Genomic DNA, 18,956 nt, shown 5'->3' with positions numbered 1-18,956 from the left:
AATAAATTAAGACTTCCCTTGAGATTCTCTGATCATTGCGCCGAAATCCTGTCCTTTATCCATGGCTTTAACCGTCATTACAATTCTTTTGGTACGGGTAGGTTCAGTTTTAGCCTGGTTAATCCAGTTGATATAATAGTTCTGATGCGATTTAGGCTGTTTTAAAAAATTTTGGATTAAATGTTCTTCTTCTGACAAGCATATTTCCAGGTCTTCAGGCATTTCGATTTTAAAATCCTTATCTTCTTCTAAATAAAGTTCGACACTTGCTCCGGCTTCTTTTCTTAATTTTTTACGGACTTCGCCCTTTAAGGCAATAATAAAATCGCCCTCTCCCATGGGCATAGCTGCCATACCGCTAATCTCCAATTGATCTATCGTTCCTTTTACCCTGAAACTCTTTTTACAATCGGGTTTTATTTCGTTGGCCAGTGCTGCCGGAATAAACACATAACTCCAGCCGGTTTTTTCGCCCATGGTTTCGAAACGCTCTATTTCTGCTTTGAAGTGCATCATGGTTTAAAGATAAAAATTATGTTTAAACAAGTAAACGATTAAATGGTTAGGCTATTTTTGTGCACCCGTTAGAAACAACGTAAACTTTAGAAATTTCGTCATCTCGATCCGATAGCTATCGGATGAAACGCCGCGAAATGGAGAGATCTCTACCTTATATTCAGTGGAGCAGATTTCTCGGCTGCACTCGAAATGACAATCCGTCGTACTTATAATCGGCTCAAAAAAAAGCCAAATCATGAGCCGATTAGCAAGATTAATCGGCTCATGATGTTAATGTATTTTGAAAAGTTATAACGATTGAACTTTTATTGTTTTGACCATATAAGACATTTAAGGAACATATAAGTTTTGTTATGAAAAGATCCTTCGAGTCTGTCGCCATTTACAGACTCGAATAGAATGAAGCAACGCGAATCGGAGAGATCTCTACCTTATATTCAGTGGAGCAGATTTCTCGGCTGCAGTCGAAATTGCCACCATTTGCACGCTCACTTCATTAAGAAAGATTCTTCGCTACGCTCAGAATGACAGGCCTTAATAGGATTAGCCGTAATTGCGCGGCACAACCTATCCCTGTTTTTTGGGGAAGCAATATTAAAGCGTACGCTTGTGGCGACCGTTATAAAATTGCTTCGGCGGCTGGAAAAGCCTTTGCAATGACAATGAAACGATTTAAATTGCCACCGGGTTCATCTGGATATCTAACTTTGCAAACTTTAATACTTCAATGCTCTGAAAGCCAAAATCTTCTACCACTTTACCTAAAATAAGGTAACAGCCCTTTCCTTTAAAAGGATACATGGGAGTTGTATTGGGAAAATGGGTAGTATCAAAAAAATCTCCGTTGGCATCTAAAAAAGTGCCGAACCACATTTTGGTATTTTTAATAGTGTGTACCGTTTTTTCGCAAACATAGTTTCCTACCATCCTTACCGTTTTACCCAAATGTTTATGCATATCGGCTGCCATGGTATCGCCTCGATAAGGTGTTTTCAGAAAATCGAACATTTTATAATTGAGTGGATAACCCAATAACTCTAGTTCTGTGTAAGCATTTTCAAGTTCGGAATCGGCCAGTACGGGGAGCTGATAGGTTTTGTAACTCAGCTTAAAAAGCTCGGCATGATTCACTTTCTTCTGTTTAAACCCAAGGTAGTTATGCACATCCCAAAGCAGGGTTTTCCGGTCTTTTTCGGTAAAACGTAACGCGCCCAAACGAATTAAAATAATCGCTTGCTCCAGCGAAATACAGCTCCGTTTTACAAAATCTTCGAGGTCGAGATATGGACCGTTTGCCTTACGTTCGTGCGGGATGATTTTGATATTTTTTTCTTCTAATCCCTGGACGCCGATAAACCCTAGATAGGCGTCTTCACCTTTTATATTCACTACTTCATCGCTATGGTTAACACAAGGTAAATGCACCCTGACGCCTGTTTTTTGCAGTTCGTGCACGTAAACCCATCGACTGTAAAAACCACCATAGTTATTTAGTACCGCAACCATAAATTCCATGGGGTAATACGTTTTCAAAAATAAGCTCTGGTAGCTTTCAACGGCAAAGGAAGCTGAATGCGCTTTTGAAAAACTGTAGCCGGCAAAAGAAGAAATCTGACGCCATACTTCGTTAACCAATTCTTCTGAATGCCCCTGCTGTCGGGCCGAAACCTTAAATTTGTTCACCAATTCATCAAAAGCCAATTTAGATCGGTATTTACCACTCATGGCCTTGCGCAACACATCGGCATCGGCCAGATCTAAGCCTGCAAAATAATGGCAAACTTTGATCACATCTTCCTGATACACCATTACGCCATAGGTTTCGCTAAGCCGCTCTTTCATCACCTCGCAGAGGTACACCACTTTATCGGGCGCATGGTAACGCTCGATATACGATTTCATCATACCAGAACTGGCCACTCCGGGACGGATGATTGAACTGGCGGCCACCAGGGTAAGGTAGTTATCGCATTTCAGCTTTTTAAGCAATTGCCGCATGGCTGGCGATTCGATGTAAAAACACCCTATGGGCTGCCCTTCTTTAAGGATATTGTTTAGTTTTTGATCTTTTTTAAAAGCTGGAAAATCGTGGATATCAATATCTGTTCCTTTATTCTTTTTGACCAATTGCACGGCCTCACGGATGTGTCCGATACCCCGCTGACTTAAAATATCGAATTTTTCATAACCTATGGCTTCGGCCTCATACATATCCCATTGCACTGTTGGAAAACCTTTTGGCGGCATATCCAATGCGGTATAATAGGTAATCGGCTCTTCTGAAATTAAAATTCCTCCTGCATGGATAGAACGTTGATTGGGCATACTTTTCATATAGCGGTGCACGGCCAAAAGCTTCTGGTAAGTGGCATTAAGCAAATTTTCACGCTCTTTAGTAGGATCGGTAAAACTATCTATTTCGCCTTTGGGCAAACCTAAAACCTTACCAATCTCCCTGATGATTGCCCGGTCTTTGAAAGTGCTCATGGTACCCAAAAAAGCAACATGCCATTTAGGATAGCGTTCAAAAATATAACGCTGTATCACTTCTCTTTCATCCCATGAAAAATCGATATCAAAATCTGGTGGGCTTGTCCGTTTTTCGTGTAAAAACCGTTCGAAATACAGATCGAGATCAATCGGATCTACGTCAGTAATGCGCAAACAATAGGCTACAATGCTGTTGGCGCCCGAGCCACGGCCTACGTGATAAAAACCCCGCTCATACATTGCATAATGTACGATATCATAGGTAATGAGAAAATAGGCACAGAAATTTTTAAGTTCGATAATCCGCAGTTCTTTTTCCAAACGCTTAAGGGCTTCTTCATTATTTTCGACATAACGATATCTAAGTCCTTCTTCGGCCAGCTCCCGAAGCATTTTTTTATCTCCTTCGAAATCTCCTGTATAAAAAAACTTGTTTTTGGAGGTAGGTGTATTACCATCCTCAAAATAAACACTTAAATCGCAGCTATTGATCAGCTTTTGCGTATTTTGAACAATAAAAGGATATTGTTCAAATTGCTGGGTTAGTTCGGCTTCAGGAATCAGAAATTCATCGGGATCGCATTTTTGTTCATCAGTTACTTTACTTAAAAGCGTATTGCGTTCTATAGCCCTTAAATATTCGTGTAACCGATAAGTAATTTTGTCGCCCACCGTAACGGGATGCCACACCAGCAGTTTTTCTTTCTGGCCCAAAAGCGGATGTTTGTACAAAAGATTCAGCTGTTTTCCACGCACACCTATATATTCGTTTGCTTTTAACGTTTGATTAAAAGTTTTATGAAAGGGATAAATAATGTACACATTTTCCATTTTGGGCGGAAGCTCTGGCAATGGAAGGTTGTAGATGTTGTGGTGACTTAAAAATTCATTCAGCTCGCGCATGCCTTCTCTGTTTTTGGCAATGCCTACATATAACAGCTTGTTATCGATTCGAAATTCGATTCCGGCAACAGGTTTAATCTGATAAGGAATATTGCCCCTGTGTATTTCGTCGGCTTCTTTGGCAATGCCTTGCTTATAACACTCGCGAATAAACTCTACTGCACCGGTTGAGTTGTTGATATCGGTAAGAACCATTTGATGAATCCCTAAACGCCGTGCAGTAGCAATCAGTTGATCAATGCTCTGCGTACCATATTTCAGGCTGTAAGAAGAATGAATATTCAAAAACATAACTACTCGTAAGATTTGGTACCTGTTATTCCTTTTTCGCTCATAAAACTCCTGATTTTCGAACGTTTCCTTACTTCCGGCTCTTCTTCTTCTGTTTGGTTTTCGATTAAAATTTTCTTTTTACGGGGATTGTACTTAATTATTTTTCCTTTTTCATCGCGGGGTGGTTGGGTAACAATAGAGGCTTTTACTACGGCTTCGGCACCATAACTGTTACGCACCTTATCCATGGCCTGGCAAAGACTATATTCTTCTTCGGCGATATCATATAAACCAATCTGTTCGTAACCACTCACCAGGTGCGAAAGTTTTACGCCCACCAAGCGCAGCAGCATCCGTTTTGAATATACCTTTTCGAACAGGCTATGTGCTTTGCTAATCAGAAATGAATCAAGCGAGGTATAAGGAATTCGCTCCTGCTGGGTAACGGTTTCAAAATTGGTGTAACGCACAGTTACCGTAATGCAGGCGGTTAGTTTTTTCTGATTACGCAGTTGAAAGGTTAGTCCGCTAACCATTCCGGTTATAATAGCCTTCAATTTAGCCATATCCATGGTATCACTTTCGAACGTGGCCTGTGTACCGATTGATTTTCTTTCGCGGTAAGGCACCACGGGCGAAAGATCGATCCCGTTTGCTTTTTGCCACAAACTTAAACCATGTTGCCCTAAAATTTTAAACATGAGCTGTTGTGGAATCTGCGTAAGCGTAAGGATTTCACGAACACCCATTTCGCTTAATTTTTTATAGGTAGCATGGCCAATACCCGGAATTTTATGAATAGCCAGGGGATCGAGAAAGGGCCGCAACTCAGGAAAAGTAACCTGCCGTTCACCACCGGGCTTAGATTCGTTGGTGGCTATTTTGGCTACGGTTTTATTGATCGACAAACCAAAGGAAATGGGCAATTTCATCTCTTTAATAAGGGTTTGCCTGAGTTCTGATGCGAATTTCATGCAGCCAAAAAAGCGATCCATACCCGTCATATCGATATAATGCTCATCAATACTGGCTTTTTCGAAAAGAGGAACTTTATCGGCAATAATCTCGGTAATCTCGTGCGATGCCCTGGAATATTCCTCCATATCGCCTTTTAAAAATATAGCCTGGGGGCACAATAATTTTGCCGTCCTGCCGGGCATCGCAGCATGTATGCCGTACTGGCGGGCCTCGTAACTGCAAGAAGCTACCACCCCTCTGTCGCCGCCGCCACCGATGATTACAGGTTTACCCAACAACCTGGGATTTTTTCTGATTTCCACAGATACAAAAAATGCATCCTGATCCATATGAATAATCTGCCTTTCTTTATCCATTCTCGTATTATAAGGGGATGATTGAAATCAAAATTACTAATAATTTTAGCTTAACAAAGGCTTAAAGTAGATTAATTCCTAACAAAATACTAACAATTTTAGTTTTTAGCGTAATACTACAGCGAGCTAGAAATGTTATAAGACTACTAAAATGTTTGATATTCGCTAGAAAACCATCACGATCGTTGGTTAATAAGTACCCAGACTCACGAACATATAAGAAGCACTAAAATAACACAGTGGAATGTGGGAATGCAATCAACTCAAAGAGTTAATAAAAACTTTGTCTGTTTTAAAATGTTAGCTAGTAATAAACATTTATACTATGGAAACTAAAGACAATAAAAACACGCCAAAAAAAAATCATAAAAGTGAAGGAAGCTCAAAAGAAAAGGCCTCCTTCGATCAAAATGGGAAGGGTTCTTCAGAAAAATTTGGTCAGGCCGGCTCTACACCTAATGAATCAGGAGAGAGTGGACCTGGTACTGTAGATAAAAGCAAAAAAGCTTAGAAAGATAAAAGAGTATTATACTCTTTTATCTTTCGTAAATACTCATCTTTTCAGCTAGTTCTATAATGCTTTTTATTTTCAACTTTTGAAAAAGTCTCAATTTATACGTACTTACGGTACCCATTTGAAGCTTTAACTGGTTAGAAATTTCCAATACACCAATACCTTTTGTTAAAAGTTCTGCCACTTCAAGTTCTCTGCCCGAAAGTTTAGTGAAAGGATTATCGGCATCATTACCTAATATGCTGTTGAACATATTCTCTTTAACATTTCGGCTTGAGTAGCGGCTACCAGCTAAAATTGTAGTAATTGCAGTCACAATCTCCGATTCTTCAGCATTTTTGGTCAGGTAACCAGAAGCCCCCGACTTTAAATAAGGAACAGCATAAATATTTTCATTTAAAGAAGAAAATACCAGGATTTTAGCATTAGGCTGAACCAACTTAATTTGATCGATTACCTTAAGGTTGTTACCTCCAGGCAAGTTTACATCAATTATGATTAAACTTGGTGATTTTTCTACTTCCACAAGCGCCTGCTCTAAAGTAGATGCATGAATGATTTCAACACCAGGCCAAAAGTCTGATATTAAACCTTTTAATCCACGCCGGATGATTTCATGATCATCAGCGATGAGTACAGTGAAAGTACTTACGGCATTTTTTGTTTTCATTATAATTAAGGATATTGCGCAAGTTAGTAAAAAGTTATTTTTTTACGCAATTGTAGCTAATTTTTCGGTGAAAAATGTAAATATTATTATACACAATTCAATAATTTTGTTAATAAAACATAAGAGTTGCCAATATAATGTTAGACTTAATAGACGAATTTGGATTAGAAAATCTCATGCATTCCACTCTTATAACCTATTAATAGCCAACTGAGAAATCGTAAGTGTAACCGCAGTTGTTAACGGTCAAAATAGTATTACCAAATGTCATAATACTATAATTTAATACCAAAGCTCTTAAACCTGTAGTCAATGCTAAGATATTGTGGCAATTAATAGGCAAGCAGTAATGATACCCCGAATGCCTAATCAATTGTACAGCTGTTACCATTGCCAATACGTCAAGTAGTATCGACTTGAGGAACACCCGATGAAGCTATATAATCAGTGACGCAGAATAATTTTAAGCACCAAACTTCAGATGCAAAAAAGAATGGTAATGGGTTACAATCCCTATTCTATTGGTACTGATTACTGAGAATTTGTAAAATAATGATTAGAGCTTAGCCCGGATACGACTGAGTGTTTCCAGCCTGATGGCCAGAAAAGATGCAATGTGTTTTAAAGAAACGCGGTTTATCAGGTCAGGGAAAGAAGCCAGGAATCGTTTATATCTTTTTTCAGCAGAAGAAATTCTACAAAGATAAGCACGCTCCTCTGCCGAGCGGTAATATAACTCCATCATTTTCCTGCCTACAATGTTGGCTTCAGTGAAGTTTTCAAACAGGTAATCTGATAAAACATGCGGAATAGCAATTAAATCTACATCTTCCAATGCCTGCAAATACTCTTCCGAATCGCCTTCCCCCCATAAATTACGTATCGTTCCTACCACTTCGTTTTCTTTTGAAATCCAGGTGGTAATTTCCGTACTTCCATCTTTTATAAATCCCCTTACCACCCCTTTTACAATCAAAAACAAGAATTTATTGCGGTCAAGTGGCGAAAGCAGGTATTTATTCTTCTTATAACTAACGGGAAATGTATGTTGGTTAATGCGACTTTCTATTTCATCATTTAGTGGATGAAACTTTTTAAAAACATCAATTAAAGGTGAAAAATTATTGTATTCCTTCCACCTCTCCTCATCAGACAAGTTAACTGCGATCATAGAAATTATTGCTTGGATAGACGATCCTCGCTTTTAAATAATAGAATTATTGCGTAATAATAAGAACATTGATTTTAAAAAAGAAGTTTTTATTTATTTATAATTTAAAAACAGCTAAAACTCCTTTTCAACACCAAGACCAAATAAAGCAAAATCATATTTAACCGGATCTAAAGGATCAAACGCTCTTAATTGAGTGGTTAGTTCTACGGCGGTTAACCAATCCGTTTGCTTCCGGTTAATGAGACCGAGCAAGCGCCCAACCCTGTCTACGTGCACGTCACATGGGCAAATCAGATCTTTAGGGTTTAGCGTATTCCAGATCCCAAAATCGACACCTTTATTATCAGTTCTTACCATCCATCTTAAAAACATGTTCAAGCGTTTGCAGGTCGATTTTTGTTGCGGCGAAGAGATATGTTTCCTGGTACGGTGCGGAAAATCTTCCAAGGAGAAGAAATAGGACCTGAAATGGTTCAGTGCCTGCTCTATTGAAAAATTAAGATCGGCGGTGTAACAAACTTCAGAAGAAAGCGCTACGCTCCGCTCTGTTGAAGAAATCTCCAGGTATTCAGCTCTATAATTATCCTGCTGAGGAATAAAAGCCTGTTCCAGGCTCTCGAAATTTTCATAATGCTGTTTAAAAAACGAAATAAAATAAAGCAGATCCGTATCGTTAAAGGTGCGGTGTTTAAAATTCAGCAAACGTTTTAAATCATCATCACTGTGGTTTAACACAAAATCGTGGGGTGCATTATCCATCCGGTCAAGCAACTCCCGGCATTTATTGATAATTGTTTTACGTTGCCCCCAAGCCAAAACCGCAGCAAAAAAACCCGAAATTTCAATATCCTGTTTTTTCTCAAAAAGATGCGGAATACAAACCGGATCGTTTGCTATAAAATTAGGCTGGTTATATTGTTCAACTTTGCTATCAAGAAAATTCTTCAGCTCCAGAAATTGCATATCAGTAATTATTTAAACAAAAATAGCAGCACAACACTGGCCACCTAAACCGGATTGAAACGGTATCCTTTTTTGTTTTGCAGATTTTAATGAAGCAGGCACTTCAACAAAAAAGATTAGTGTAAAGCCGGAACAAACATTAAATTATAGAACAGAACTGGCTTTACAAAAAAATAAAAAACCGGGCAAATGCTGATCATAATGCCCGATTGAAGTTTTATGCCAATGCCCTTTCCAGGTCTTCTAAAAGATCATCGATATCTTCTACCCCAACACTTAAACGAAGTAAGTTATCGGTAACACCAACTTTTTCTCTTTCCTCTTTCGGAATAGAACCATGTGTCATAGTAGCCGGGTGATTGATCAGTGATTCTACGCCGCCTAAAGATTCAGCAAGGGTAAACACCTTAAAATTAGAGGAGATCCTAAATGTTTCTTCCAGATCAGCGCCTTTCAAGGTAATCGAAATCATACCTCCAAAGCCACGCATCTGTTTTTTAGCTACATCATGGTTAGGATGATCTTCGAAACCCGGCCAATAGATTTTATCAACTTTTGGATGTGTTTTTAAATAGTGCGCAATACGTTCGCCGTTTTCGCAATGTGCTTTCATCCTTAAATGAAGTGTTTTAATGCCTCTCAAAACCAAAAAAGCATCTTGCGGACCTGGCGTTGCACCGCAGGCATTGTAAATAAACCAAAGGTCTTTATACAATTGCTCATCATTGGTTACCAAAGCGCCCATTACCACATCAGAGTGACCACCAATATATTTGGTTACCGAATGCATCACAATATCAGCGCCTAAATCGATAGGGTTCTGCAGATATGGCGACGCAAAAGTATTATCAACTGTCAATATTAAATTTTTCTCTTTGGTAATTTTTGCTACCCCTTCAATGTCGATAATCTGCATGGTTGGGTTGGTTGGCGTTTCAATCCATACCAGTTTCGTTTTATCGTTAATGTACGGCAGCATATTCTCTGGTTTAGAAAGATCCAGGAAATGAAATTTGATTCCGTATTTGGCATAGATTTTAGTAAAAATACGGTAAGAACCACCATAAAGGTCATTTCCGGTAATTACTTCATCGCCTGGCTGCAGTAACTTTAATACCGCATCTGTAGCGCCCATTCCACTCGAAAATGCCAAACCATATTTAGCATTTTCCAAAGCAGCCAAACAATCTTCCAAAGCTTTACGCGTTGGATTGGTGCCTCTCGAATACTCATACCCTTTGTTATCTCCGGGAGATTTTTGCCAATAGGTAGAGGTTTGGTATATTGGTGTCATTACGGCACCTGTTGTTGGATCAGGCTCCTGGCCTGCATGGATAGCTTTAGTTGCGAATTTCATTTTTTTTAATTTGAGATTTGAGACAATAGACATGAGATTTGAGACAATAGATATGAGATTTATATTTCTTCTCAAATCTCACATCTCAAACCTACCTAATAAGCTCTTGCAAACAACACTCTCTGGATTGATGGTTTGCCTGAATAAATACAAACCCCATCTTCCAGTTTATTATCTAAAGGAATACAACGTATAGTTGCTTTCGTTTCTTCTTTTATTTTTTGTTCCGTTTCTGGCGTTCCGTCCCAATGTGCAGAAATAAAACCAGCTTTGGTATCTAACAATTCCTGAAACTCTTCGTAACTGTTAGCTTCAGTAATATGCTCATCACGATAAGCTAATGCTTTGTTGAACATACTTTGCTGAATATCTTCCAACAATTTTACGATGTAAATATCCAATCCTTCCTGAGGTATGGTCTGCTTTAATTTGGTATCCCTGCGGGCAACTTCTACTGTTTTATTCTCCAAATCACGGCCACCGATTGCAATACGGATCGGCACACCTTTTAGTTCATAGTCAGCAAATTTAAATCCCGGGCGTTGTGTATCCCTGTCATCATATTTCACCGAAACGCCTAATCCTTTTAAACGCATGGTCAATTCATTTACATAAGTTGATATTTTGGCTAAATCTTCATCCCCTTTATAAATCGGAACAATAACCACCTGAATTGGTGCCAGTTTTGGTGGAATAATCAATCCTGAATCATCACTGTGAGCCATAATTAATGCCCCCATTAAACGGGTAGAAACGCCCCACGAAGTAGCCCAAACATGATCTAATTTTCCATCTTTACCTGTAAATTTAACATCAAAGGCTTTTGCAAAATTCTGACCTAAAAAGTGAGATGTTCCTGCTTGTAAAGCTTTACCATCCTGCATTAAGGCTTCAATACAATAAGTATCTAAAGCCCCAGCAAAACGTTCATTTGGCGATTTACGACCCCTGATTACCGGAACGGCTAACCAGTTTTCGGCAAAATCGGCGTAGATATGCAACATGCGTTCTGTTTCCTCAATTGCCTCTTCAGCTGTAGCATGTGCAGTATGCCCTTCTTGCCACAAAAATTCGGCTGTACGCAGAAATAATCTTGTCCGCATTTCCCATCTTACCACATTGGCCCATTGATTGATGAGTATGGGTAAATCACGGTATGACTGGATCCAGCCTTTATAAGTATTCCAAATGATGGTTTCAGATGTAGGGCGAACAATTAATTCTTCTTCCAATTTGGCAGTTTCATCAACTACGATATTTCCATTACCGTCATTTTTTAACCGGTAATGTGTTACAACTGCACATTCTGTCGCAAACCCCTCAACATGAGAGGCTTCCTTAGAGAAAAATGACTTTGGGATGAATAATGGAAAGTAGGCATTTTGATGCCCGGTATCCTTAAACATTTTATCCAGTACTGCCTGCATTTTTTCCCATATAGCATAGCCATTTGGCTTTATAACCATGCAACCACGCACAGCAGAGTGCTCTGCTAAATCCGCTTTTAACACAATATCATTATACCACTGGGAATAATCGGCTTCTCTACTTGTAATTTCTTTGCTCATCTTATGTATTTGGAACGTAATTTGTAAGTTAAAAAGTGTAAAATTCGATGGCAAATTTATAAATTTATGCCTACAAACGATCAACAATTAATATCAATTGTGATTTAACATTTTTAGAATAAGTAAATAGTTAGGAATTAACTACTTTTGGAACTTGTTTATTAAATTCGTGAACACACACAACTAAATATAAACACAATGAAACCAATTAAATTTTTACCAATTGTCATGATTGCCGCTGCAGGGTTGGTGGCCTCATGCTCTACATCAAAGTTGGCTCAAACTAAGCCTGCTGATGATGTTTATAATTCTGTGGCGAAAGCCAGGGAGGTGGAAATGGCACCTCAACCTCAGAACCGACAAGGCCAGCAATATCAGGCCCAGGGTCAGGAAGAATATGATGAATATTATGGCACCAGTAATCCATATTACGACATGGATTATTCTTCGAGGATTAACCGTTTTTATAATGGATACAGCTTTCAAGGCTACTATGATCCATATTTTGACAATTATTATTACGGCAGCAGTTACGGACCATCCAATTATTTAGGGATTGGATTGGGCTGGGGCAACGGTTATGGCTTAGGTGGCTGGGGCGGTGGATTCGGTGTTGGTTATGGATACGGAAGCATTTGGAATAACCCGTTCTATTATGGCAATTATGGTTACGGATGGAACAATCCTTATGGCTGGAACTCATGGGGACCAAATTCATACTACGACCGTTACGGTTGGGGTGGCGGTGGATACTACGGCGGAGGCTGGGGTATTGGAGGCGGCTACTATGGTGGTGGCGTTTATACCAACAGAGGAAGTTACAGACCCAGACCTGGAAGTAATGACAGGGGCGTGCCAAGATATGGAAACGGTAATGCAGGAAACGTAGGCAGACCAAGTAGATCTGGTGTAAGCAATCCAAACGGTGTATCTTATGCACCAAACAATAATGCAGGCAGACCAACAAGAAACCAGGGTGGTTATACTCAAAACCAGGGAAATCAAAGTGGCAGACCTACCAGGAATGATGGTTACTCACCTCAAGGTACACAAAGCAGCAGACCTACAAGAAACGAGAGCTATACTCCTCCTGCAAGAACAGAGAGCAGACCAAGTTATTCACCCCCACCATCAAATGGCGGAGGCGGTGGTTCTAATGGCGGCGGAGGCGGTGGTGGTTCAAGACCATCAAGAGCTGGAAGAGGTTAATTATAAAATCTAAACACACAAATGAAAAAAATCATCCTGGCTTCTCTAGTAGCTACAGTAGCTGCTATGGGAACAACATATGCCCAAAGTTATGCACCCGATGCGTTCCGTTTTTCGCAAACCAATTATGGAAGTTCGGCAAGGTTTAAAGGAATGGGCGGCGCACAAATTGGTGTTGGTGGCGATATTGGTTCAATTAATGCCAACCCTGCTGGTTTAGGTTTATTTACCAAATCGGAATTTAGCATCACTCCAGAATTTAATTCAGTATCTAATAATAGCGGATATTTAGGGAATAATACGAAAGCTAATAAAAGTCAGATTAATCTGAACAATATTGGCGCAGTGTTTTACAGCCCTGCTGCCAAAATGAAAGGATCTGATGTAGATAAAGGTTTAGTGAGTACAGTATTTGGATTAAGCTATACCCGCAATAACGACTTTTTAAATAATATCAGTTACAACGGTACCAATACAAACAGCTCGATCAGGGATTCTTACGTAGATCAGGCCAATAATTCTGGCATAACAAACAGCATCGCTGGCGATGCTTACAGCAGTTATCTGATCAATAAAAACACGCCTACTTTTCCAAATCAATTTTCTGCAGAACCCTATAACAATGCTAATTTTAAACAAAACTGGGATGAATCACGTTTAGGTTCTACCTCAGAATTTAACGTAGCGGGGGCATTAAATTTTGGTAACAAAGTATATCTTGGTGCGACAGCCAGTTTTGTGAATGTGAAATATACCAGCGATGCTACTTTCACAGAATCAGGTGTGGTTAACTCCTATAATGATGGTGATGCGGTGCCTACATACAATGGAAATGAAAATTACAGTCTTAACCACTTTAGAAACCAAGAAACTAAAGGCGGTGGATTCAATTTAAAATTAGGTGCTATTTTCAGACCGGTTAGTGAGTTAAGGATTGGTTTGAATTTCCAAACACCAACCTGGATGAACATTGAAGACAATACCAGTGAGACTTTACAGGCTACTACTGCTGGAAATGCTAATACCGGACCAACTCAATCGAACAATCCAACTCAATATTATTCATTTACTTATAATTTGCGTACACCGTTAAAAGCTTCGGCAGGTATCAGTTATGTGATTGCAGGTACTGCATTAATATCAGCTGATGTGGATTATGTAGATTATTCTTCAATGCGTTTTTCAGCCTCTAATGGCTCAGATCCATCGACAATAAGCGATAATAACGCTTTTATCAAAACTTCATATAAAGAAGCTGTTAATTATAGAGTTGGTGCAGAAGTAAAAGTAACCAATGAATTGAGTTTACGTGCTGGTTACGGTGTAAATGGAAACGGTGTAAAAGACGGTGATAATAAATTTTTTCAAAGTCAGTACTATACTGGTGGGCTTGGGTATCGTATAGATAATTACTACTTCGACGTAGCATATCAAAACTACAAAAACAATTTCTATTCAAGTCCATACGAACTTAACGATGGTACCGAGCCTCTTGCTGAGGTTAAAAGCAATAGAAACAATATATTCCTAACTTTTGGAGTTAGGTTCTAAATATAAATTACGCCAAAAAAAAGCCATAAAACTGAAAAGTTTTGTGGCTTTTTTTCATTATAAATATTTAAAGACATACTATTAAAAACAAGCATTAAAATACAAATTTTATAAATTTTTACTTACATTATAAAAAAACAAAAATTACATATCAGGTATTTTAACTAATATTGCTGCTAAATAAAAAACCTTATATGAAACATAAAATCTATTATTTATTGATTCTTGCGCTATTATTCTCATGCAAGAAAGAAATTAAAAAAGAGAACCTGTCTCCTGCTCCAGCGTCTAATGAAAAGCAAGATGCTAAAGTTATTTTTTCAAAGATCTTAGCTATCGCGTTGGAAAAAGAACCCAATTTAAGATTATTCATAAAAAACGAGGCCTTAAAGCAATTTGATAGGGATAACGATGTTCTTTTCCAAATGATAAAGGATGAAAAAGTTACAACCGATCAAACTTTTCATCAGGTAATATCTAAGTATGCTAAATCAAAGGAAAAATTAGATTCAGCAATCAATAGCTTACCCACTTTAACGATCATGGTTCCAGAATTACCAAACTTTACGCCTAATAATTGGAAAACAGAATCTGAAGTACCGCAAGTAGCGATATCCCCGGAAAACAAAAACTTCAAGGACATTGATTTATATAATTCAAAAGGTGAACTAACAAAAATTGCATATGGAGCTATACCGAACTTCCCAGTTGTTGTAGTAAAAGAAAATGAAAGAGTTAATGTGAGCGTTAACAATATTGATAAATCACCGATATCGGCGACATTGTTAAGAAATTCTACTGAATCTAACCAATCAAGCTTTCTTTCAAAAGATAATATGAAATTCATTTTTAGCAATGAGGCTTTCAATGGAATGAAAACATCATCTTTTAATAAGGTTAACATGTCTAGCTCTGCTAAATTATCCCTAACTAACGATAATAAAATCAGTAGAACTGTTAATGTAAATTTAACCAATGAACCTAACTCAATAGATCCTTCGGTAATAGAGGCATTTAATATTAATTTAGATTGGCATAGGGACTATATATATTATGGTTTGAATCCTAACCTTGGCATTAATAAAGGAAAATTCAATAATAGAATGATCGAACATATCGTTTCAATCAGAATGAAAGATGGTAATTATAATAGAATCAGCGATCAGACCCAAGATCCTACAGTTAGTGAACAATGGGTACAACCAAGACCTGAAAGAGGTGGCTACGTCACAAATTGGACTGATGGATATTTTGATATAAGAATTTCTATTTTGATTAATGCTAAAAATGGTGCTGGTACTCAATTAAATAAAGTAATATCCGCAAAAGGTTCTGACCTATATGACATTAAATATAGAACTGAAGGTATACCAGGTCGATCGGGAAGTACGCAACTTAGGTTTGATGGATTAACGCCAAAAGATTATATTATAAATGAGCCCATAGCAGCATGGGATCTTCAAAATTACGGGGCAGCATGGAAATTTATTGTTAGTGAATACGATCCATCCGAAGAAATCATAACAACTTATAATGAATCTTCAAAGTTCGCAACAAATTTCAATTATGAATTAGGCTTCGAGGAGAAAGTTAAAGTTGGCTATAAATTCGGTATAAGCCTAGAGACGACATCAAGTTCAACATATCAGTATAAAACAACAAGGGGCTCTGATGAACTTGGTGAAGGAATATTAGAGTTTGGATCGCCAATAATCTTAAAAAAAGAACAATATACTTATTCAGGCAGAAATGGTACCGTTATTGGATATAATTATATTACGAATGAGGTAAGCTGCGGAACCATCTATCTTGCAATTGAGCCTCGGAAAATATAATTCAATTTGAATACTTATCATGGTAATGGTTTAGCTCTCTAACTTCTTACCATTTACATTTAGGCTGTATCATAAGTCAAAATCATAATTCGCAAAAAGAATTTAATTTTGACGGTCTCTGAAGGGAACAATATACAACCAACGGCAATTTTTTCCATACAGAAAATTGCCGTTTTTTGTTAAGATGGTTGCCACGAAAAAATATATTATTTCGCGTCCTCAAAGACCAAATGACTTATGATACGGCCTCTTCTTTTCATTTATCCCTAACTGTAATCACTTTCTCTCCATAAAACACTCCCCTATCAGTTACGCGCCCTGCACAATAATTTAAACGGTACGGTTAAATCGCCCGTATTAAAACTAATGGATTTGTCACCTTTATCTTTGATAGTTCCAATAAACAGTTGAAAATTGATATATTCATTTTTGTTATTGATATCAGGAAAATTAAGATTTTCCCTGGCTATTATTGTTAAACCCAGGCGGCTTGTCAGTAACTTCTTTCTTCTGGTAATTTCACTATGTCTGGCCTTAGCTTTTTTGCCTCCTTTTCCATTGATACGGATGCTTTACTGTAGTTGAGTTTCACACCTTCGACACCGATACGCTTACGGAAATGTACCAGTTCCGAAGCCTCGCAAGGAGCTTTTGCTTTAAACACCTGCCCTCCACTAAAATATTGGTAATAAGCGTTCTTTGCCCATTGCTCTACCACGCTTTCATCACTCAAGTTGCGGATATGATTTAACATCAACAAGGCTGTCATCAGGCGGATCGGCGCTTGGCCGGGCGACCAAAGTTCTCTTTATAATGCTTCTTAAAGCTATCCTCGAACAATTGCCCGTTAATTACATCAGCTGAAATATATAAAGGATGTCTATTCGACAATTGTTCCTTTAATCCAGGCTTAAAAAAAACCTAACTGGGCTGTATTGATCGGTCTGTTAAGCATAAATATCTGCGAGCTTTTAAGATAAATATAAAAAAACTTACAGATTAAACACCATATTTTATCAACAGGATATTGACAACAATGGCTTGTATGACTTTTAAGGAACGACTAAATAATTAAAAAGCGCCAGTTTTCGACAAAAGAACTGGCGCTTTTTTTACAACAAAAAAGGATACCCAATAGGGTATCCTCAATGTTATTAAATAATTAGCACCTATTTAATTAACATCCCACCATAACCTGTCGGTAATTTTAGCCTTTTGTTGGGGCTGTGGGTTTGCAGTAATTTCGGTATTTGGATAAAGTACCCTTCTCGGAATTTCAGAGAGTGCATTTTTAACTTTGGTTAAAGCAGGGAATCCGGTACGGCGCCAATCTGTATAATTTTCAGCATTAAGAAAGTTAGCAACCGACTTTTCTTCCATAATTAAACGGAGTGCATTTGTACTGCTGAGTGTTCCACGCGAAGCAATGTAGGTATCCATATCAGTTGTGCTTACTCCTACCTTAGTCATGTGCTGTTTAATACCATCCTGATAAAAAGGTTGTGCAGCTGCAAAACCTGATACTACCAGTGTAGCTTCGGCTTTTATGAATAATGCTTCGGTGTAATTCACCAGGTAATTATTGGCGTTGGCACCTGCATAAAAATCGGCAGGGATTGAGTAAGCCTCCAGACTTCCAATTTCGTCTAAACCAATCTGCCGGCCCGTATATAAACCGGTTTGTTTGGCGGGTTTAACCATTTTGCTTAATCTTGGATCGTTTCTGGTAGTAAAAGCATCAACAAAGGTATTGGCCAGCACAAATGTAGTGCCTGGCAGAAAATTCTGCTGCCATGGATTTTCTGCTCCTGCTGCACCACCGAAAGCAATTTTAGCATCATCATTATTGCTCTGCATACCATTTGTTAGTGCAGTCAAAGCCAGTTGTGCCTGTGCAGAAGCTGTATTTCCAGGTGCTTTACTCAGGTGCATGTAATAACGTGCTTTTAAAGTATAAGCCAATTTTCTCCACTTTGCCATATCGCCAGCGTACATCAGATCGTCACTGCCAGGCGCTAAACCAGCATTGCGACCGATATCTGCAATCCCATCATCTAACAAGCGCTGTAGCTGGGTATATATTTGTTGCTGGGTATCGTAAGTAGGATTGGCAACATCAATTCCCTTGAAAGCCTGACTGTAAGGGATATCTCCCCATGCATCGGTCGCGTAGCCCAAAGTATATGCAGTGAGTATTTTAGAAATCGCAATATAATTAGAATTGCCGTTTGCAGCTGCTTTTACATTTAGGAGGCTTAGGTTGTTCAGCGTACGCACATATACGTTGTTCCAGTCACCGTCCATATCAATATTGTACATCTGATAAGTACCGAAGTTTGGTGCCACCTGGTTGAGCGCCATTACCTGCAAATATTGCTGCAATACCACACTTAAATTCCCGTCGCCTGATGCGCTGATATTTTGTGAAATCAGCATTTGTAGAGGCGGTAACATGAGCGATTCTTTAACATCTATCGGTCTGTTGGGGTCATAGTTAACATCTATGTATTTTTTGCACCCGGCAAAAGCCATCATAAATGCAAAACTTAAAATGAAATATATCTTTTTCATGTTGATTCTTTTTTATGTATTGGGC

The 18,956-nt window shown here is 38.4% G+C and carries 14 protein-coding genes; 4 read left to right on the top strand and 10 right to left on the bottom strand.

What is annotated here, in order from left to right:
* Positions 1 to 6 precede the first annotated feature (6 nt).
* The 3 genes from IM793_RS18215 to dinB all read right to left on the bottom strand — a co-directional run bounded on the left by IM793_RS18215 (position 7) and on the right by dinB (position 5,519).
* Positions 7 to 516 (bottom strand): YdeI/OmpD-associated family protein, encoded by a 510-nt coding sequence (locus IM793_RS18215; RefSeq protein WP_193423812.1) that lies wholly within the window; start codon positions 514 to 516, stop codon positions 7 to 9.
* Positions 517 to 1,191: 675 nt separating this feature from the next.
* Complete coding sequence (locus IM793_RS18210; RefSeq protein WP_193423810.1) at positions 1,192 to 4,203, bottom strand: DNA polymerase III subunit alpha; 3,012 nt, start codon at positions 4,201 to 4,203, stop codon at positions 1,192 to 1,194.
* 2 nt (positions 4,204 to 4,205) lie between these two features.
* Positions 4,206 to 5,519: a DNA polymerase IV gene (gene dinB, locus IM793_RS18205; protein ID WP_193423808.1), complete on the bottom strand. Its 1,314-nt coding sequence runs from the start codon at positions 5,517 to 5,519 to the stop codon at positions 4,206 to 4,208.
* 325 nt (positions 5,520 to 5,844) lie between these two features.
* Here dinB and IM793_RS18200 point away from each other — a divergent pair, with 325 nt between their 5' ends.
* The gene (locus IM793_RS18200; RefSeq protein WP_193423806.1) at positions 5,845 to 6,030 is read left to right on the top strand and encodes a hypothetical protein; all 186 of its coding nucleotides are present in this window, start codon (positions 5,845 to 5,847) and stop codon (positions 6,028 to 6,030) included.
* Positions 6,031 to 6,055: 25 nt separating this feature from the next.
* Here the strand turns inward: IM793_RS18200 and IM793_RS18195 are convergent, their stop codons facing one another.
* The 5 genes from IM793_RS18195 to proS all read right to left on the bottom strand — a co-directional run bounded on the left by IM793_RS18195 (position 6,056) and on the right by proS (position 11,765).
* Positions 6,056 to 6,703, bottom strand: a complete 648-nt coding sequence (locus IM793_RS18195) for a response regulator transcription factor (protein ID WP_132396194.1) — start codon at positions 6,701 to 6,703, stop codon at positions 6,056 to 6,058.
* Between the two features lie 556 nt (positions 6,704 to 7,259).
* Positions 7,260 to 7,874 carry a Crp/Fnr family transcriptional regulator gene (locus IM793_RS18190; protein ID WP_193423804.1) on the bottom strand — a complete coding sequence of 205 codons (615 nt, stop codon included), beginning with the start codon at positions 7,872 to 7,874 and terminating at the stop codon, positions 7,260 to 7,262.
* A 114-nt stretch (positions 7,875 to 7,988) separates the two neighbouring features.
* Positions 7,989 to 8,840, bottom strand: coding sequence for a TIGR02757 family protein (locus IM793_RS18185; RefSeq protein WP_193423802.1), 852 nt, complete (start codon positions 8,838 to 8,840; stop codon positions 7,989 to 7,991).
* Positions 8,841 to 9,057: 217 nt separating this feature from the next.
* Positions 9,058 to 10,197 carry a cystathionine gamma-synthase gene (locus IM793_RS18180; protein WP_193423800.1) on the bottom strand — a complete coding sequence of 380 codons (1,140 nt, stop codon included), beginning with the start codon at positions 10,195 to 10,197 and terminating at the stop codon, positions 9,058 to 9,060.
* 95 nt (positions 10,198 to 10,292) lie between these two features.
* Entirely contained in the window at positions 10,293 to 11,765 is a 1,473-nt protein-coding gene (proS, locus tag IM793_RS18175) for a proline--tRNA ligase (protein ID WP_193423798.1), read from the bottom strand.
* Positions 11,766 to 11,963: 198 nt separating this feature from the next.
* Here proS and IM793_RS18170 point away from each other — a divergent pair, with 198 nt between their 5' ends.
* The 3 genes from IM793_RS18170 to IM793_RS18160 all read left to right on the top strand — a co-directional run bounded on the left by IM793_RS18170 (position 11,964) and on the right by IM793_RS18160 (position 16,360).
* A complete protein-coding gene (locus IM793_RS18170) occupies positions 11,964 to 12,974 on the top strand; it encodes a hypothetical protein (RefSeq protein ID WP_132396200.1) in 1,011 nt (336 codons plus the stop codon).
* Positions 12,975 to 12,995: 21 nt separating this feature from the next.
* Positions 12,996 to 14,525 carry an OmpP1/FadL family transporter gene (locus tag IM793_RS18165; RefSeq protein WP_193423795.1) on the top strand — a complete coding sequence of 510 codons (1,530 nt, stop codon included), beginning with the start codon at positions 12,996 to 12,998 and terminating at the stop codon, positions 14,523 to 14,525.
* Positions 14,526 to 14,719: 194 nt separating this feature from the next.
* Positions 14,720 to 16,360, top strand: coding sequence for a hypothetical protein (locus IM793_RS18160; protein WP_193423793.1), 1,641 nt, complete (start codon positions 14,720 to 14,722; stop codon positions 16,358 to 16,360).
* A gap of 493 nt (positions 16,361 to 16,853) precedes the next feature.
* On the opposite strand, the gene IM793_RS18155 is transcribed toward IM793_RS18160, so the two are convergent.
* Both IM793_RS18155 and IM793_RS18150 read right to left on the bottom strand, forming a co-directional pair.
* A complete protein-coding gene (locus IM793_RS18155) occupies positions 16,854 to 17,093 on the bottom strand; it encodes a transposase (protein WP_255512114.1) in 240 nt (79 codons plus the stop codon).
* 440 nt (positions 17,094 to 17,533) lie between these two features.
* Positions 17,534 to 18,931: a SusD/RagB family nutrient-binding outer membrane lipoprotein gene (locus tag IM793_RS18150; protein WP_193423788.1), complete on the bottom strand. Its 1,398-nt coding sequence runs from the start codon at positions 18,929 to 18,931 to the stop codon at positions 17,534 to 17,536.
* Positions 18,932 to 18,956: the final 25 nt, after the last annotated feature.

The organism is Pedobacter sp. MR2016-19 (assembly GCF_014947265.1).
In the GTDB taxonomy this organism is placed as follows: Bacteria; Bacteroidota; Bacteroidia; order Sphingobacteriales; family Sphingobacteriaceae; genus Pedobacter.
The sequence above is the reverse complement of the archived record's forward strand: the minus strand, read 5'-3'. Positions and strand labels throughout refer to the sequence as shown.

Excerpts from the sequence above, each read along its gene's own strand:
- IM793_RS18215 (WP_193423812.1), bottom strand. The coding sequence starts at position 516 with ATGATGCACTTCAAAGCAGAAATAGAGCGTTTCGAAACCATGGGCGAA.
- IM793_RS18210 (WP_193423810.1), bottom strand. The coding sequence starts at position 4,203 with ATGTTTTTGAATATTCATTCTTCTTACAGCCTGAAATATGGTACGCAG.
- dinB (WP_193423808.1), bottom strand. The coding sequence starts at position 5,519 with ATGGATAAAGAAAGGCAGATTATTCATATGGATCAGGATGCATTTTTT.
- IM793_RS18200 (WP_193423806.1), top strand. The coding sequence starts at position 5,845 with ATGGAAACTAAAGACAATAAAAACACGCCAAAAAAAAATCATAAAAGT.
- IM793_RS18195 (WP_132396194.1), bottom strand. The coding sequence starts at position 6,703 with ATGAAAACAAAAAATGCCGTAAGTACTTTCACTGTACTCATCGCTGAT.
- IM793_RS18190 (WP_193423804.1), bottom strand. The coding sequence starts at position 7,874 with ATGATCGCAGTTAACTTGTCTGATGAGGAGAGGTGGAAGGAATACAAT.
- IM793_RS18185 (WP_193423802.1), bottom strand. The coding sequence starts at position 8,840 with ATGCAATTTCTGGAGCTGAAGAATTTTCTTGATAGCAAAGTTGAACAA.
- IM793_RS18180 (WP_193423800.1), bottom strand. The coding sequence starts at position 10,197 with ATGAAATTCGCAACTAAAGCTATCCATGCAGGCCAGGAGCCTGATCCA.
- proS (WP_193423798.1), bottom strand. The coding sequence starts at position 11,765 with ATGAGCAAAGAAATTACAAGTAGAGAAGCCGATTATTCCCAGTGGTAT.
- IM793_RS18170 (WP_132396200.1), top strand. The coding sequence starts at position 11,964 with ATGAAACCAATTAAATTTTTACCAATTGTCATGATTGCCGCTGCAGGG.
- IM793_RS18165 (WP_193423795.1), top strand. The coding sequence starts at position 12,996 with ATGAAAAAAATCATCCTGGCTTCTCTAGTAGCTACAGTAGCTGCTATG.
- IM793_RS18160 (WP_193423793.1), top strand. The coding sequence starts at position 14,720 with ATGAAACATAAAATCTATTATTTATTGATTCTTGCGCTATTATTCTCA.
- IM793_RS18150 (WP_193423788.1), bottom strand. The coding sequence starts at position 18,931 with ATGAAAAAGATATATTTCATTTTAAGTTTTGCATTTATGATGGCTTTT.